Here is a 15,590-nt window from a genome sequence, read left to right on the forward strand (position 1 = left end):
TTTCGCTTAGTCGGCCTTGGTGATGCCGTGTTTACGCAGTTTTCGATACAAGGTATTGCGGCTGATGCCCAAGTGCTCGGCGACACGGGTGAGGTGCCAGTGTTTTGCCTGTAGGGTCACCATAAGCGCTTCCCGTTCCGCGTCTTGCAAAACCTCACTACCCACCAGTTCACCGGCAGTTCCTGGACCAACGCCCGCGCCCACAAGCTTGGCACTGCTGCGCACTGCGGGGGGTAGATCCGAGAAGCCGATTCGGCAGTCGTCGCAAAGCGCCACCAGCGTACGAAGCACATTGCGCATTTGCCGCACGTTGCCCGGCCAAGCAAAGTCGAGCAGTGCCTGCCGCGCCCTGGGTTCGATGTCGATCAGTTGCCCTTGGGCTTCCTGACGCAGCAGGAAGTCCAGTAATTGCGCCTTGTCACTGCGCTCACGCACTGCCGGCAACGTCACTTCCAGGCCATTCAGGCGGTAATACAAATCTTCGCGGAAGCTGCCCTGCTCCACCCGCTCCAGCAGGTCGCGGTGCGTAGCACTGACAATGCGCACATCCACCGCCTGCGGTTCGCCACCGATCGGTACTATCTGACGCTCTTCCAGTACACGCAGCAGGCGGGTTTGCAGGGCTAGCGGCATGTCGCCGATTTCGTCCAGCAGCAAGGTGCCGCCGTCGGCCTGCAGCAACTTGCCACGCATGCCTTCCTTGCGCGCGCCGGTAAAGGTGCCGCCGCGGTAACCGAACAGTTCGCTCTCGATCAGACTCTCCGGGATCGAAGCGCAGTTGATGGCAACGAATGGCTTGCTGCGCCGCTCGCTGGCCTGATGCACGGCCTGGGCGAAGGCCTCCTTGCCGCAGCCGGTCTCGCCGCGCAGCAACAAAGGCACATCGCGTTCGAACACCCGCACACTGCGGCGAAAATCGTTTTGCAGCGCCGGGTCGAGCAGGCACACCAGCGGCTCGACCTCCCGCGCGGGCCGAGGCTGGGCAGCGGGTACCGACCATACCGGCGCCCGTGCCTGCCCCCGCAGGCTGGCGAATACCTGGCGGCCGTCCAGTGTCCGCAGCGGCCAGGCAGTGCTGCCACCAGGCGTGGCGCGGCTGAACAGCTCATCGTGGCTGCAGGCAAAGAAGCGTTCCAAAGGTTTGCCCAGCACGCCACCACGCACGGTGCCCAGCAGGTTCAGTGCGCTCTGGTTGGCCGCACAGATCCGCCCGTCGCCGTCGAACGCCAGCAGCCCCTCGCTGAACAGGCCGACCGACTCGGCCTGCAGGTGAAAACGCAGCAGCCACTGCTGTTCGAAATGGCGCAGGAAGTAGCAGGTCTCGATCATCTTCGCCGACAGGTTGACCAAGGCCATGGTGTGAAACTGGCTTTGCCGGGATACGTCAGGGCGCGCAGAGGAGACGTCGAGCACCGCCAGTAGCTCGCCATGCGGGTCGAACACCGGGCTGGCCGAGCAGGTCAGCCCGGTGTGGCGGCCACGGAAGTGTTCGTTCTGGTGAATGGTCAGCGCCTGGCGCTCGACCAGGCAGGTGCCGATACCGTTGGTGCCCTCTCGCGCCTCGCTCCAGTCGGCGCCCAGCCACAGCCCGGCATGCTCGAAGCTGCGCCGCTCGCTGGGCGCGCTGACGCAGTTGAGGATCACCCCGCGGGCGTCGGTCAGCAGTACCGCATGGCCGGCGCCGGAAAGCTGCTGATGCAGGCTGTTCATTTCATGGTCGGCAATCTGCAGCACCTGGCGCAGGCGCTCGCGGCTTTCCAGCAGGCGCCCGTGCTCAAGCACCACGGGGGCCTCGATCACTGCAGGGTCGAGGTGGTAGTCCTCCAGGCAGCGCAGCCAGGAGCGGGCGATGGACGGGTCACTGCCGCCCTCCCCGGCCCCACCATGGGCAACGCTATGCACCTGCCGGGCATGGCGAGTGAAGTGATTGCTCTGCATTGTTGTAATTCTCCGCAGATAGAGCGTCAGCCCAGCATCCTCCACCCGGGTAGGCTTTGCAATGCACATGCCTGTGACGTGTCGCAAACGGCACAAAATGTCACCCCAGCCGTACCGGCGCCGGCACAGCGACCCTTGATCAGCCTGGTAAAAATGACCCAAGTCATTGATTTGCCTGGCACGGCCAGCGCTGGCCCAACCTTTGCTCTACGCTTTTCAACTCCCCAACAAACACAATAGCCAGGAGACACACCATGCGTTACGCACATCCCGGTACCGAAGGCGCGAAGGTTTCCTTCAAGAACCGCTACGGCAACTACATCGGTGGCGAGTTCGTAGCTCCGGTCAAGGGGCAGTACTTCGAAAATACGTCCCCGGTGAATGGCAAACTGATCGCCGAATTTCCCCGCTCCACTGCCGAAGACATCGATAAAGCGCTCGACGCCGCCCACGCAGCTGCCGACGCCTGGGGCCGCACTTCGGTGCAGGATCGCTCCAACGTGCTGCTGAAGATTGCCGACCGCATCGAGCAGAACCTTGAACTGCTGGCCATCACCGAAACCTGGGACAACGGCAAGCCAATCCGCGAAACCCTCAACGCCGACATTCCCCTGGCCGTCGACCACTTCCGCTATTTCGCGGGCTGCATCCGCGCCCAGGAAGGCGGTGCCGCCGAGATCAACGAAGGCACTGTGGCCTATCATATCCACGAGCCGCTGGGCGTCGTCGGGCAGATCATCCCGTGGAACTTCCCCATCCTGATGGCCGCCTGGAAGCTGGCGCCTGCACTGGCCGCCGGTAATTGCGTGGTGCTCAAGCCTGCCGAGCAGACGCCGCTGGGTATCACCGTGCTGCTGGAAGTGATCGGCGACCTGCTGCCACCTGGCGTACTCAACGTGGTGCAAGGTTATGGCCGCGAAGCCGGTGAAGCCCTGGCCACCAGCAAGCGTATCGCCAAGATCGCTTTCACCGGTTCTACCCCGGTTGGCTCGCACATCATGAAATGCGCAGCCGAGAACATCATCCCGTCTACCGTCGAGCTGGGCGGCAAGTCACCGAACGTGTACTTCGAAGACATCATGCAGGCCGAGCCGAGCTTCATCGAAAAAGCGGCCGAAGGCATGGTGCTGGCGTTCTTCAACCAGGGCGAGGTGTGCACCTGCCCGTCGCGTGCTCTGGTGCAGGAGTCGATCTACCCGCAGTTCATGGAAGTGGTGATGAAGAAGGTGCTGCAGATCAAGCGCGGCGACCCGCTGGACACCGACACCATGGTTGGCGCGCAGGCTTCGCAGCAGCAGTTCGAGAAGATTCTTTCGTACCTGCAGATTGCCCAGGACGAAGGGGCAGAGCTGCTGACCGGGGGCAAGGTCGAGAAGCTGGAGGGCTCGCTGGCCACCGGTTACTACATCCAGCCGACGCTCCTCAAGGGCAACAACAAGATGCGCGTGTTCCAGGAAGAAATCTTCGGCCCGGTGGTCAGCGTCACCACCTTCAAGGACGAAGCCGAAGCGCTGGCGATCGCCAACGACACCGAGTTCGGCCTGGGTGCGGGCGTGTGGACCCGCGACATCAACCGTGCCTACCGCATGGGCCGCGGGATCAAGGCTGGCCGTGTGTGGACCAACTGCTACCACCTGTACCCGGCGCACGCCGCGTTCGGCGGTTACAAGAAGTCCGGGGTTGGCCGTGAAACGCACAAGATGATGCTGGATCACTATCAGCAGACCAAGAACCTGCTGGTGAGCTACGACATCAATCCGTTGGGCTTCTTCTAAACCGCGTCGCCTTCTTCGCGGGTAAACCCGCTCCTACAGGTCCTGCGCGGGTCTTGAATCTTGCGCAATCCCTGTAGGAGCGGGTTCACCCGCGAAGAGGCCAGGCCGGCATACCTTAAACCCAGAGCGGCAACCGTGCACCAGCCGCTCTGGCTCGCTTCCTGCAGTACCCATCACCATCGGCCCGGAACCCTTCCGGCCACCAAGAAAAACAACAGGTGAATCTATGCCAAGCGATCATTCCGCCGGCTCCCCGGCAGGCTCCTCCGTCGACTTCGAGAAGGTCGGCTCGGACTATTTTCAGCAACGTGAACTTAAAAAAGGTGCCGCCGGCTGGGTGCTGCTGGTCGGCCTGGGCGTGGCGTACGTCATCTCCGGCGACTACGCCGGCTGGAACTTCGGCCTGGCCCAGGGCGGCTGGGGCGGCATGTTCCTCGCCACCTTGCTGATGGCAACCATGTACCTGTGCATGTGCTTCTCGCTGGCCGAGCTGTCATCGATGATACCGACTGCTGGCGGCGGCTACGGTTTTGCGCGCAGCGCGTTCGGGCCGTGGGGCGGCTTCCTGACCGGCACGGCGATTCTTATCGAATACGCCATCGCGCCTGCCGCCATCGCGGTGTTCATCGGCGCCTACTGCCAATCGCTGTTCGGTATCGGCGGCTGGATGATCTACCTGGCGTTCTACATCGTGTTCATCAGCATCCACATCTTCGGCGTGGGTGAGGCACTGAAGCTGATGTTCATCATCACCGCCATCGCCGCCATTGCACTGGCCGTGTTCCTGATCGGCATGGTGCCCCATTTTGATGCAGCCAACCTGTTCGACATCGCCAAAACGGACGCCGTCGGCGCCAGCAGCTTCCTGCCGTTCGGCTATGTCGGCGTGTGGGCAGCCATCCCCTACGCCATCTGGTTCTTCCTTGCCGTCGAAGGCGTGCCGCTGGCCGCAGAAGAAACCAAGAACCCCAAGCGTGACCTGCCACGCGGCCTGATCGGCGCCATGCTGGTACTGCTGGCCTTCGCCTTGCTGATCCTGGTGGTCGGCCCGGGCGGCGCAGGCTCCGAGGCGCTGAAGGCCTCCGGTAACCCGCTGGTCGAAGCCCTGTCGAAGGCCTACGGCGGCTCCACCTGGATGGGCGGCTTCGTCAACCTGGTCGGTCTGGCCGGGCTGATCGCCAGCTTCTTCTCGATCATCTATGCCTATTCCCGGCAGATCTTCGCCCTGTCCCGTGCTGGCTACCTGCCGCGCAAGCTGTCGGAAACCAACAAGAGCAAGGCCCCAGTAATGGCCTTGGTCATCCCCGGCATCATCGGTTTTGCCCTGTCGCTGACGGGCCAGGGGGACTTGCTCATCCTGGTGGCAGTGTTTGGCGCTACCCTGTCTTACGTGCTGATGATGGCTGCGCACATCACCCTGCGCATCCGCCGGCCAAAGATGGAACGCCCATACCGCACCCCGGGTGGCATCTTCACCTCCGGCCTGGCGCTGGTGCTGGCGTGCATCGCCGTGGTCGCCGGGTTCCTGGTCGACCCGCGAGTAGTCATTGGCGCCGCAGTGATCTATGCGGTATTAATTGCCTACTTTGCTTTCTACAGCCGCCACCACCTGGTTGCGGGCACACCGGAAGAGGAATTCGCCGCGATCCAGAAGGCCGAAGAGGCCCTGCACTGATCGCCGCCACCCGCCGCGGGGCAACCCGCGGCTCTGGAGATTCTGTATGGCAAGTTTCGTACACACGGTCGGCCATCTGGTCTACCGCTTCGACAGCCTCAAGGAAGTGATGGCCAAGGCCAGCCCGGCACGCTCCGGGGACTGCCTGGCAGGCGTCGCGGCCAGCAACGACGGCGAGCGCGTCGCCGCGCAGATGGCTTTGGCCAATATTCCGCTGACGCACTTCCTCAATGAAGCACTGATCCCTTACGAAGCAGATGAAGTTACTCGCCTGATCATCGACACCCACGATACCCAGGCCTTCGCCCCGGTCAGCCACCTGACCGTCGGTGGTCTGCGCGACTGGCTGCTTAGCGAGGAAGCCAACGAAGACAGCCTGCGCGCCCTGGCGCCCGGGTTGACCCCGGAAATGGCCGCTGCCGTGTCGAAGATCATGCGCGTGCAGGACCTGGTGCTGGTGGCGCAAAAAATCCGCGTGGTCACCCGGTTCCGCGGCACCATGGGCCTGCGCGGGCGCCTGTCGACCCGGCTGCAACCCAACCACCCGACAGACGAACCGGCCGGTATCGCCGCCAGCATTCTCGACGGCTTGCTGTACGGCAACGGCGACGCCATGATCGGCATCAACCCGGCCACCGACAGCATCGCTTCGATCTGCGCCCTGCTGGAAATGCTCGACGCCATCATCCAGCGCTACGACATCCCCACCCAGTCCTGCGTACTGACCCACGTCACCACCTCGATCGAAGCGATCAACCGCGGCGTGCCACTGGACCTGGTGTTCCAGTCCATCGCCGGCACCGAGGCGGCCAACGCCGGCTTCGGCATCAACCTGAACGTGTTGCAGGAAGGCTACGAAGCGGGTCTGTCGCTGAAACGCGGCACCCTCGGGCAGAACCTGATGTATTTCGAAACCGGCCAAGGCAGCGCGCTCTCGGCCAACGCCCACCACGGCGTCGACCAGCAGACCTGCGAAACCCGCGCCTATGCCGTGGCCCGTCACTTCAAGCCGTTCCTGGTCAACACCGTGGTCGGTTTCATTGGCCCGGAATACCTCTACAACGGCAAGCAGATCATCCGCGCCGGCCTCGAAGACCATTTCTGCGGCAAGCTGCTGGGCGTGCCGATGGGTTGCGATATCTGCTACACCAACCACGCCGAAGCCGATCAGGACGACATGGACACCCTGCTGACCCTGCTGGGTGTGGCCGGGATCAACTTCATCATGGGCATCCCCGGCTCCGACGACATCATGCTCAACTACCAGACCACCTCGTTCCACGACGCGTTGTATGCGCGCCAGACCTTGGGCCTGAAGCCCGGGCCGGAATTCGAGGCATGGCTGGCCCGCACCGGCATCTTCACCCAGGCCGATGGCCGGGTGCGCTTCGGTGACAACCTGCCGCCGGCTTTCCGCCAGGCGTTGGCACAGCTTGCATAGGGACGACCATGGACCACCGCACGCCTACCCCCGACAACCCTTGGCTGGCCCTGCGCACCCTGACCCCGGCGCGCATTGCCCTGGGCCGCACCGGCACCAGCCTGCCGACCGGCGCGCAGCTGGACTTCCAGTTCGCCCATGCCCAGGCCCGCGATGCCGTGCACCTGGCCTTCGACCACGCCAGCCTGGCTACCCAGCTGAGTGACCGTGGGCGCGAAAGCCTGGTGCTGCACAGCGCCGCCAGCGACCGCCACCAATACCTGCAGCGCCCGGACCTGGGCCGGCGCCTTAATGAAGACTCGATTGCCACGCTGCGCCAGCACGCCCAGGCCAACCCCGGCGGCGTCGACCTGGCCATCGTCGTCGCCGACGGCCTGTCGGCGCTGGCCGTGCACCGCCATACGCTGCCATTCCTGACCCGCTTCGAAGAGCAGGCTGCGGCAGACGGATGGACCAGCGCCCCGGTAGTGCTTGTGCAACAGGGCCGCGTGGCGGTGGCCGACGAGGTTGGCGAATTGCTTGGTGCCCGCATGACAGTGATGCTGATCGGTGAACGCCCGGGGCTCAGCTCGCCCGATAGCCTTGGCCTGTATTTCACTTATGCACCCAAGGTCGGCCTGACCGACGCCTACCGCAACTGCATTTCCAACATCCGCCTGGAGGGCCTGAGTTATGGCATGGCGGCACATCGCCTGCTGTACTTGATGCGCGAAGCCTGCCGGCGCCAGCTTTCCGGAGTGAATCTGAAGGACGAAGCCGAGGTCCATAGCATCGACAGCGAAAATGGCCCTTCCCAGCGAGGCAACTTCCTGCTCGGCGAAGGGTAAAGAACATGTCACGGAGGGCGGATTGCGCTAAAGGCCAGCATTGGGGCAGCATGCTCTTGAACGCTGCAGGCATTCCGCTGTTTCCCCAAATGGACTCTGAGGGCCGCACATGCGCATCATCAAGGCAACCCTGGAACACCTCGACCTGCTCACGCCGTTGTTCGTCAAATACCGTGAGTTCTATGGGCAGCTGCCCTACCCCGACAGCTCGCGCAGCTTTTTGGAAAAGCGCCTGAAGCGGGATGAATCGGTGATCTACCTGGCACTACCCGATGATGACGACGGCAAGCTGCTGGGCTTCTGCCAGCTGTACCCAAGCTACTCCTCGCTGTCACTGAAGCGGGTATGGATCCTCAACGATATCTACGTCGCCGAAGACTCGCGGCGCATGCTGGTGGCCGACCACCTGATGCGCGAGGCGAAGAAAATGGCCAGGGAAACCAATGCCGTGCGCATGCGGGTTTCGACGAGCGCGGACAATCAGGTAGCCCACAAGACTTACGAATCCATCGGGTTTCGTGAAGACACCGAGTTCAAGAGCTACATCCTGCCCATTAGCCAGGATTGACCTGCTCGACGCTCCCTCTGGCATGCACCACACCTGCAACAGCAGCCTTGTGCTGCTCCTGCAGGGCTGTGGTGAGCCTGTGAGCGCAGGTTTAGCCGCGAACAGGCTGAACCAGGAAACACCCCCTGTCGTAACCCCCCGCTACAAACTCCCCGGGCATGTTCTTCACTTAGCCGTATAATGCCCCACCTGTCATGTGTGAAAATTTACCCATCCCCAGGTAACTGAGCCTACGCCCCAGAACACAGGTGCTGTACATGGATTTCAACCCGCTGGACCTTATCCTGCATCTCGATGCTTATCTCGATCTGCTGGTCACCAATTACGGTCCCTGGATCTACGCCATCCTGTTCACCGTGATCTTCTGCGAGACTGGGCTGGTGGTCATGCCGTTCCTGCCAGGCGATTCGCTGTTGTTCATTGCCGGTGCCGTGGCCGCTGGCGGTGGCATGGACCCGGTATTGCTGGCCGGCCTGCTGATGGCTGCGGCCATCATGGGCGACAGCACCAACTACGTAATCGGGCGAACGGCCGGCGAGCGCCTGTTCAACAACCCCAATTCGAAGATCTTCCGCCGCGATTACCTGCAGCGCACCCACGAATTCTATGAACGCCACGGCGGCAAAACCGTGACCCTGGCGCGCTTCCTGCCCATCCTGCGGACCTTCGCACCGTTCGTCGCCGGCATCGCGCACATGCAATACCCGCGCTTCCTCGGTTTCAGCGTCGCCGGTTCGCTGCTGTGGGTCGGTGGCCTGGTCACCCTCGGCTACTTCTTCGGCAACGTGCCGTTCATCAAGCAGCACCTGTCGCTGATGGTGGTGGGCATCATCGTCCTGTCGCTGGTACCCATGATCCTGGGCCTGCTGCGCACCCGCCTGGGCCGCACGGCCAAAGCCCACTGACCGCCCCTCATGTGGTCGTTCAGCGCCTGGCGGCGCAAGCGCACCCTGGCGCGCTACCCGATCACCCCACAGCAATGGCAGGCCGTACGCGAGCGCCTGCCGATGCTGGATGGCATCACCGATGCAGAAGACCACTGGCTGCGCGAAGCCTGCATCCTGTTCCTGCTCGACAAGCACCTTACCTGCCTGCCCGGCGTTGAACCGGACGACGAGCAGCGCCTGTTGCTGGCCGCCCAGGCCCAGCTGCCACTGATGCACCTGGGTGAGCTGAACTGGTACCAGGGTTTCCACGAAATCATCCTCTACCCCGACGACTTCAAGAGCCCGCAACGCCATCGCGATGCCAGCGGCGTGGAGCATGTGTGGGACGGCGAGCACAGCGGCGAGGCCTGGCAACAGGGGCCGATCATCCTGGCCTGGAACGGTGTGCTGGCCAGCGGCGGCTGGGAGGCTTACAACCTGGTCATCCATGAGCTGGCGCACAAGCTCGATATGCTCAACGGCGATGCCAACGGCCTACCACCGCTACACAGCGGCATGCCGGTGGATGAGTGGGCAAGCGCCATGCAGCAGGCGTACGACGACCTCAACCGCCAGCTGGACGCCGACCCCGACGCCGAAACCGCCATCGACCCTTACGCGGCGGAGAACCCGGCAGAGTTCTTTGCAGTCACCAGCGAATACTTCTTCAGTGCCCCCGACCTTCTGCACCAGGCTTATCCATTGGTCTACAGTCAGTTGTCGCTGTTCTACCGGCAAGACCCGCTGGGGCGCCTGTGCCAACTGCAGGCCGAGCACCCCGAATACCGCGAAAGCCACGCCTGACGGGGCCGCACATCAGGCCAGGCGTGGCATGCCCCGGCAGAATGTGCCTATAATCGCCGCCACTTTTTTGGTCAAACACGGGGGCACTGCCCAATGAGCTACAGCAAGATTCCGGCGGGCAAAGACCTGCCGAACGACATCTACGTCGCCATCGAAATCCCGGCCAACCACGCGCCGATCAAATACGAGATCGACAAGGACAGCGACACCCTGTTCGTCGACCGTTTCATGGCTACCCCGATGTTCTACCCTGCCAACTACGGCTTCATCCCGAACACCCTGGCTGACGACGGTGACCCGCTGGACGTGCTGGTGGTTACCCCTTACCCGGTGGCCCCAGGCTCGGTTATCCGCGCCCGTCCGGTTGGCGTGCTGAACATGACTGACGACGGCGGCGGCGACGCCAAGGTCATCGCTGTTCCTCACGACAAGCTGTCGCAGCTGTACGTTGACGTGAAGGAATACACCGACCTGCCAGCCCTGCTGATCCAGCAGATCGAGCACTTCTTTGCCAACTACAAAGATCTCGAGAAGGGCAAGTGGGTCAAGATCGAAGGCTGGGAAGGCGCCGACGCCGCCCGTGCCGCGATCACCAAATCGGTTGCTGCCTACAAGGGCTGATACCGGTTGCAGAATGAACCCCGCCTTGGCGGGGTTTTTTTTGGCCGGCATGCGCTCGTGAGCGCTATCAGGCGTGGCCTGTCGTCGCGCTTCTGCAGGGATGGCAGTAACGCTCAGATATGGGTAATAAATCCTACGTCGCCTTACACCAACACCCTACAAACAGCCTGTTTTCCTACAAATTTCGTCAACACCCGGTTCATACCCTTGCTGGCATCACGCCGCTACACTCGCCGGCATGAACACTTCCGGTGACCGCCTCAAGGCCCTTCTCCATGAATGTGGCCTGACTCCTTCCGACTTCGCCGCCCAGCGCAGCGTCACACCACAGCACGTCAACAACTGGTTCAAACGCGGCGTGCCCCTGGCCCGCCTGGACGAACTGGCCGACCTGTTCTGCGTGCACCGCCGCTGGCTGCGCTCTGGCGAAGGGCCCAAACACCCCAACCCGATCCTGCGTACCTGTCGGCCCCGGCACACACCCGCCAACCCGCCTACCCCGCTGTCGGTGCATCACGGTCGGCTTGTGAAAGTGCCTTATTACGAACTGGACAATGGCCTGCTCTCGACAGTGGCCGGCAAGCACCTGCGCTTGCCGGCAAAAGCCCTGAAAGTGCTGGGAGTGCGGGCCTGCAACGCGATCTGCATGACGATGCCGGCCAGTAACATGCTGCCGCTGATTCCGCTGGAGGCCATGCTGGTCATCGACCGGGGCATGACCCAGGTGATTGAGGGGGAAACCTATGCCCTGCTGCACAACGGCATGCTCAGGGTGAACAACCTCAGCCTTGGCCAGCACGGTACGCTGTACCTGCACAGTCATGACCGGCGTAACTACGCGGTGGAGCGTTACACCCCTGCACAGCTTCAGGCGCAAAACCTGGAAGTGCTTGGTTGGGTGTTCCACTGGTCGCATTTTCGCCAGCAGCGGCCCGGCTGAACCACCCTGTGCCAATTTTTGCTGGGCATCCTGCGCCAGCCCTTGTATGCTACGCGGCACATTCAGCCCCGGCCGGCGCAAGCCCTGGTCTAGAGGGCTCGGCGATATCCCACACGGGTATCTGCCATCTCTTTCAGGCCCTTGTTGGCCACACAGTTAAGGCGATTGCGGCTTACCATAAATTAGTCGGAAGCGTCCCCGAGAAGCCGGCCACAAGCCGGCTTTTTAATGCCTCGCCGAAAGCCATCCCAAGCCCTGTGCGGCCTGCCTTCCCCTTCAAGAAGCTGACGAAAAAGTAATGTCGAGCTCAGTTTTCTGACAGCGGCAACGCGCTAGTTTGGTCGTGAGCTGCGAAATCCAGCAGCCGGGATATCCGCAACCCATACGACTGGACGCAACGGCATGCAAAGCAAAACCACACGACGCACCTTCGTCAAAGGCCTGGCCGCCACTGGACTGCTTGGCGGGTTGGGCATGTGGCGCACGCCGGTGTGGGCCTTGACCAGCCCTGGCCAGGCAAACGTGCTGACAGGCACTGACTTCGACCTGTACATCGGTGAACTGCCGGTCAATTTCACCGGCGCAACGCGCACAGCCATGGCAATCAATGGATCATTGCCGGGCCCTACGCTTCGCTGGCGCGAAGGCGATACCGTTACGCTTCGCGTGCGCAACCGTTTGCAGCAGGACACCTCCATCCACTGGCACGGCATCATCCTGCCGGCCAACATGGATGGTGTGCCTGGCCTGAGCTTCCACGGCATCGCCCCGGATGGCCTGTATGAGTACAGATTCACAGTCCATCAGAACGGCACCTACTGGTACCACAGTCACTCAGGTTTCCAGGAACAAGTTGGGGTGTACGGCGCGCTGGTCATCGATGCGAAAGAACCCGAGCCGTTCACCTATGACCGGGATTACGTGGTGATGCTCAGCGACTGGACAGATGAAGACCCTGCTCGGGTTCTGTCCAAGCTCAAAAAGCAGTCTGATTACTACAACTTCCACAAACGAACGGTGGGTGATTTCGTCAACGACGTGAGCGAAAAGGGCTGGTCCGCTGCGGTGGCTGATCGCACGATGTGGGCCGAAATGAACATGAGCCCCACCGATCTGGCAGACGTGAGCGGATACACCTACACCTACCTCATGAACGGCCAGACGCCGGACGGCAACTGGACGGGGGTTTTCAAGCCTGGCGAGAAAATCCGCCTTCGCTTTATCAACGGCTCGGCCATGACGTATTTCGACGTGCGGATTCCCGGCCTGAAGATGACGGTGGTTGCGGCAGATGGGCAGTATGTGAAGCCGGTTTCGGTCGACGAGTTACGTATCGCTGTTGCTGAAACCTACGATGTAATTGTCGAGCCCGAAAATGAGCAGGCATACACCCTCTTTGCTCAATCCATGGACCGTACCGGTTACGCCAGGGGCACCTTGGCCATCCGCGAGGGCTTGCAAGCGGCTGTTCCAGCTGTTGATCCGCGCCCGCTGATTACCATGAGTGACATGGGTATGGATCACAGCGGCATGACCGGCATGGACCACAGCCAGATGGCCGGTATGGATCACGGCAGCATGGCCGGCATGAGTGGGGCCATGCAGCGCCATCCTGACTCAGAGACCAACAACCCCCTGGTCGACATGCAGACGATGAGCCCAACGCCGAAGCTGAGCGACCCGGGCATCGGGCTGCGGAACAACGGCCGGCGTGTGCTGACGTATGCGGACCTGCGCAGCACGTTCATTGATCCCGACGGCCGAGAGCCTGGCCGCACAATCGAGTTGCACCTCACAGGCCACATGGAAAAGTTCGCCTGGTCGTTCGACGGGGTCAAGTTCTCCGATGCCGAGCCGCTACGCCTCAAATACGGGGAGCGCCTGCGTATCACCTTGGTCAACGACACCATGATGACTCACCCCATCCACCTGCATGGCATGTGGAGCGACCTGGAGGATGAGGACGGCAACTTCATGGTGCGCAAGCACACCATCGACATGCCGCCTGGCTCAAAACGAAGCTACCGCGTGACTGCGGATGCTCTGGGACGCTGGGCCTATCACTGCCACCTGCTGTTCCACATGGAAATGGGCATGTTCCGAGAAGTCCGCGTGGACGAATGAACTGGAGATACGAGATGAACAACCTTACGAAACGAAGTGCGTTTTTCCTCTCTGCTGCGATGGCTGGCCTCTTGGCTGTTTATGCTCCGTCGTCGTGGGCCGCCGACAACCATGAGCAACACACTCACAAGGCCGCCGATGCAGCTAAAGCCAAGGGCGCTCAAGGCATGGATCACGGTTCCATGAAGGGCATGGACCACAGCGCCATGCAGGGTATGGATCACAGTGCCATGAAAGGCATGGACCATGGTTCGATGGAAGGTATGGATCACAGCAAGATGATGGAATCGCATGGCAGCGCCAACGCTAAGGCAGGGAAAGATGGCCAATAGCCCAGCGCGCCCCTCGCTGCTGGCCCTGGGCGTTTCACTCGGCATGCTGGGTGCTGCACCCAGCTTCGCCGCTGGCGATAAGGACCATGCAGCGATGGGACACGGCTCCATGCCGGGCATGGACCATAGCCAGATGAATCATGGCAGCATGCAGGGCATGGATCATGGGAGCATGGATCACTCGAAAATGAACCATGGTGCTGCCAGCCCTGCTACGACCAGCCGAACGCCGATTCCCGAATTGACGGATGCAGACCGGCAGGCGGCATTTCCCCCATTGGGCGGGCATCAGGTACACGACAGCGCACTCAATAGCTTCTTCTTGCTGGACCAGCTTGAGTATCAGGATGCAGACGAAGGTAGCAGCCTGGCCTGGGATGCTACCGGGTGGATCGGCGGCGATATCAACCGCCTGTGGGTTCGTTCCGAAGGCGAACGCACCAACGGCGTGACCGAAGATGCCGAGTTGCAATTGCTCTATGGCCGCTCGATCAGCCCCTGGTGGGATGTGGTTGCCGGGGTGCGTCAGGATTTCAAACCGGAATCCCCGCAGACCTGGGCAGCGTTCGGCATACAGGGCATGGCGCTTTACGGCTTTGAAGCCGAAGCCACCGCGTTCATGGGTGAGAACGGTCAAACGGCCGCGCGCCTGGAAGGTGACTACGATATTCTCCTGACCAACCGCCTGATCCTGCAGCCAACCGCTGAAGCCAATTTCTATGGCAAGAACGACCCCGAGCGAGGCGTGGGCTCCGGCTTGGCGAATACCGAAATCGGGCTGCGGCTACGGTATGAAATCGTTCGTCAGTTCGCACCTTACATAGGCATCACCTGGAACCGCTCCTACGGCAAAACGGCTGATTTCGCCCGTAACGAGGGTGGCGAAGTGGATGAAGCGCGTTTCGTTGCCGGCATCCGCCTATGGTTTTGAGAGCCCGACATGAAAAAAACAATTACAACGCTGGTTGCAGCAGGCGCCGTGGCGAGTGCGGGCGTATTGGGCGTAGCTTACATTGGCCTGGTGAACGTCGGGGCTGATGATCCCCATTTCCCGGCAGTGCATGCCTTTCTCGCCATGGCCCGGGATCGCTCTATCAAGGTACGGGCCAAGGACATCGAGGTACCGAACCTCAAGAATGAGAACCTGATTCGCATGGGCGCGGGCAACTACAACGCCATGTGCGTCGGTTGCCACCTTGCCCCTGGCATCGAGAAGACAGAGCTGAGCCAAGCGCTGTACCCGTCGCCCCCCGACCTGAGCAAGCTCGGCGCCAGTGGTGACCCCGCGGTTGCGTTCTGGACCATCAAGCACGGCATCAAGGCTTCGGGTATGCCGGCTTGGGGCAAGAGCATGGATGATTCGTACATCTGGGGCATGGTGGCTTTTCTGGATCAGCTACCGCAGATGAATGCTCAGCAGTACCGGGCGATGGTCACAAGCAGCGGCGGCCACCAGCATGGGGGCGGTGAAAGTGACATGCACAACCATGAAGGCCAACATGGGCAAGACGACGCCGGCAGTGATCACCACTCTAAGCCGGCGTCGAAGACGCATCTTCACCGTGATGGCAAGGAGCATCGCCATGGTGGCTGATTGTGCTGTTGGTTATCAGCGTTGC

The 15,590-nt window shown here is 61.8% G+C and carries 14 protein-coding genes; 13 read left to right on the forward strand and 1 reads right to left on the reverse strand.

The genetic code is table 11. The features are described 5' to 3' along the window. Positions 1 to 6: 6 nt before the first annotated feature. On the reverse strand, positions 7 to 1,938 hold the full coding sequence (locus OO258_RS18700; RefSeq protein WP_266032021.1) for a sigma-54-dependent Fis family transcriptional regulator: 1,932 nt from the start codon (positions 1,936 to 1,938) through the stop codon (positions 7 to 9). Between the two features lie 254 nt (positions 1,939 to 2,192). On the opposite strand from OO258_RS18700, the gene OO258_RS18705 reads away from it, so the two are divergent. From OO258_RS18705 to OO258_RS18765, 13 genes are all read left to right on the forward strand, one after another. Then, on the forward strand, positions 2,193 to 3,713 hold the full coding sequence (locus OO258_RS18705) for an aldehyde dehydrogenase family protein (RefSeq protein ID WP_110745209.1): 1,521 nt from the start codon (positions 2,193 to 2,195) through the stop codon (positions 3,711 to 3,713). 226 nt (positions 3,714 to 3,939) lie between these two features. Beyond that, positions 3,940 to 5,388, forward strand: coding sequence for an ethanolamine permease (gene eat / locus OO258_RS18710; protein ID WP_110745210.1), 1,449 nt, complete (start codon positions 3,940 to 3,942; stop codon positions 5,386 to 5,388). 46 nt (positions 5,389 to 5,434) lie between these two features. Then, a complete protein-coding gene (locus OO258_RS18715) occupies positions 5,435 to 6,829 on the forward strand; it encodes an ethanolamine ammonia-lyase subunit EutB (RefSeq protein ID WP_110745211.1) in 1,395 nt (464 codons plus the stop codon). A gap of 8 nt (positions 6,830 to 6,837) precedes the next feature. Further along, on the forward strand, positions 6,838 to 7,656 hold the full coding sequence (gene eutC / locus OO258_RS18720) for an ethanolamine ammonia-lyase subunit EutC (protein ID WP_266032022.1): 819 nt from the start codon (positions 6,838 to 6,840) through the stop codon (positions 7,654 to 7,656). Between the two features lie 109 nt (positions 7,657 to 7,765). Further along, on the forward strand, positions 7,766 to 8,224 hold the full coding sequence (locus tag OO258_RS18725) for a GNAT family N-acetyltransferase (protein ID WP_110745213.1): 459 nt from the start codon (positions 7,766 to 7,768) through the stop codon (positions 8,222 to 8,224). Positions 8,225 to 8,481: 257 nt separating this feature from the next. Continuing rightward, positions 8,482 to 9,129, forward strand: a complete 648-nt coding sequence (locus OO258_RS18730) for a DedA family protein (RefSeq protein ID WP_110745214.1) — start codon at positions 8,482 to 8,484, stop codon at positions 9,127 to 9,129. 9 nt (positions 9,130 to 9,138) lie between these two features. Then, positions 9,139 to 9,954, forward strand: a complete 816-nt coding sequence (locus tag OO258_RS18735) for a zinc-dependent peptidase (RefSeq protein ID WP_266032023.1) — start codon at positions 9,139 to 9,141, stop codon at positions 9,952 to 9,954. Positions 9,955 to 10,047: 93 nt separating this feature from the next. After that, entirely contained in the window at positions 10,048 to 10,575 is a 528-nt protein-coding gene (gene ppa / locus OO258_RS18740; RefSeq protein WP_003255365.1) for an inorganic diphosphatase, read from the forward strand. A gap of 238 nt (positions 10,576 to 10,813) precedes the next feature. Continuing rightward, entirely contained in the window at positions 10,814 to 11,515 is a 702-nt protein-coding gene (locus OO258_RS18745; RefSeq protein WP_266032024.1) for a LexA family transcriptional regulator, read from the forward strand. Between the two features lie 402 nt (positions 11,516 to 11,917). Beyond that, positions 11,918 to 13,639 (forward strand): copper resistance system multicopper oxidase, encoded by a 1,722-nt coding sequence (locus OO258_RS18750; protein WP_266032025.1) that lies wholly within the window; start codon positions 11,918 to 11,920, stop codon positions 13,637 to 13,639. A 14-nt stretch (positions 13,640 to 13,653) separates the two neighbouring features. Next, complete coding sequence (locus OO258_RS18755) at positions 13,654 to 13,971, forward strand: hypothetical protein (RefSeq protein WP_110745218.1); 318 nt, start codon at positions 13,654 to 13,656, stop codon at positions 13,969 to 13,971. Continuing rightward, positions 13,961 to 14,902, forward strand: coding sequence for a copper resistance protein B (locus OO258_RS18760; protein ID WP_266032026.1), 942 nt, complete (start codon positions 13,961 to 13,963; stop codon positions 14,900 to 14,902). Before OO258_RS18755 ends, OO258_RS18760 begins: the two co-directional genes overlap by 11 nt. Before the next feature lie 9 nt (positions 14,903 to 14,911). Continuing rightward, entirely contained in the window at positions 14,912 to 15,565 is a 654-nt protein-coding gene (locus OO258_RS18765) for a c-type cytochrome (protein ID WP_266032027.1), read from the forward strand. The last annotated feature ends 25 nt before the right edge of the window (positions 15,566 to 15,590 follow it).

It is taken from the genome of Pseudomonas sp. DCB_BI (assembly GCF_026240995.1).
Taxonomy (GTDB): domain Bacteria; phylum Pseudomonadota; class Gammaproteobacteria; order Pseudomonadales; family Pseudomonadaceae; genus Aquipseudomonas.

Coding starts and splice junctions, on each gene's coding strand:
- OO258_RS18745 (WP_266032024.1), top strand. CDS start 10,814: ATGAACACTTCCGGTGACCGCCTCAAGGCCCTTCTCCATGAATGTGGC.
- eat (WP_110745210.1), top strand. CDS start 3,940: ATGCCAAGCGATCATTCCGCCGGCTCCCCGGCAGGCTCCTCCGTCGAC.
- OO258_RS18755 (WP_110745218.1), top strand. CDS start 13,654: ATGAACAACCTTACGAAACGAAGTGCGTTTTTCCTCTCTGCTGCGATG.
- OO258_RS18765 (WP_266032027.1), top strand. CDS start 14,912: ATGAAAAAAACAATTACAACGCTGGTTGCAGCAGGCGCCGTGGCGAGT.
- OO258_RS18715 (WP_110745211.1), top strand. CDS start 5,435: ATGGCAAGTTTCGTACACACGGTCGGCCATCTGGTCTACCGCTTCGAC.
- OO258_RS18735 (WP_266032023.1), top strand. CDS start 9,139: ATGTGGTCGTTCAGCGCCTGGCGGCGCAAGCGCACCCTGGCGCGCTAC.
- OO258_RS18750 (WP_266032025.1), top strand. CDS start 11,918: ATGCAAAGCAAAACCACACGACGCACCTTCGTCAAAGGCCTGGCCGCC.
- eutC (WP_266032022.1), top strand. CDS start 6,838: ATGGACCACCGCACGCCTACCCCCGACAACCCTTGGCTGGCCCTGCGC.
- OO258_RS18730 (WP_110745214.1), top strand. CDS start 8,482: ATGGATTTCAACCCGCTGGACCTTATCCTGCATCTCGATGCTTATCTC.
- ppa (WP_003255365.1), top strand. CDS start 10,048: ATGAGCTACAGCAAGATTCCGGCGGGCAAAGACCTGCCGAACGACATC.
- OO258_RS18700 (WP_266032021.1), bottom strand. CDS start 1,938: ATGCAGAGCAATCACTTCACTCGCCATGCCCGGCAGGTGCATAGCGTT.
- OO258_RS18705 (WP_110745209.1), top strand. CDS start 2,193: ATGCGTTACGCACATCCCGGTACCGAAGGCGCGAAGGTTTCCTTCAAG.
- OO258_RS18725 (WP_110745213.1), top strand. CDS start 7,766: ATGCGCATCATCAAGGCAACCCTGGAACACCTCGACCTGCTCACGCCG.
- OO258_RS18760 (WP_266032026.1), top strand. CDS start 13,961: ATGGCCAATAGCCCAGCGCGCCCCTCGCTGCTGGCCCTGGGCGTTTCA.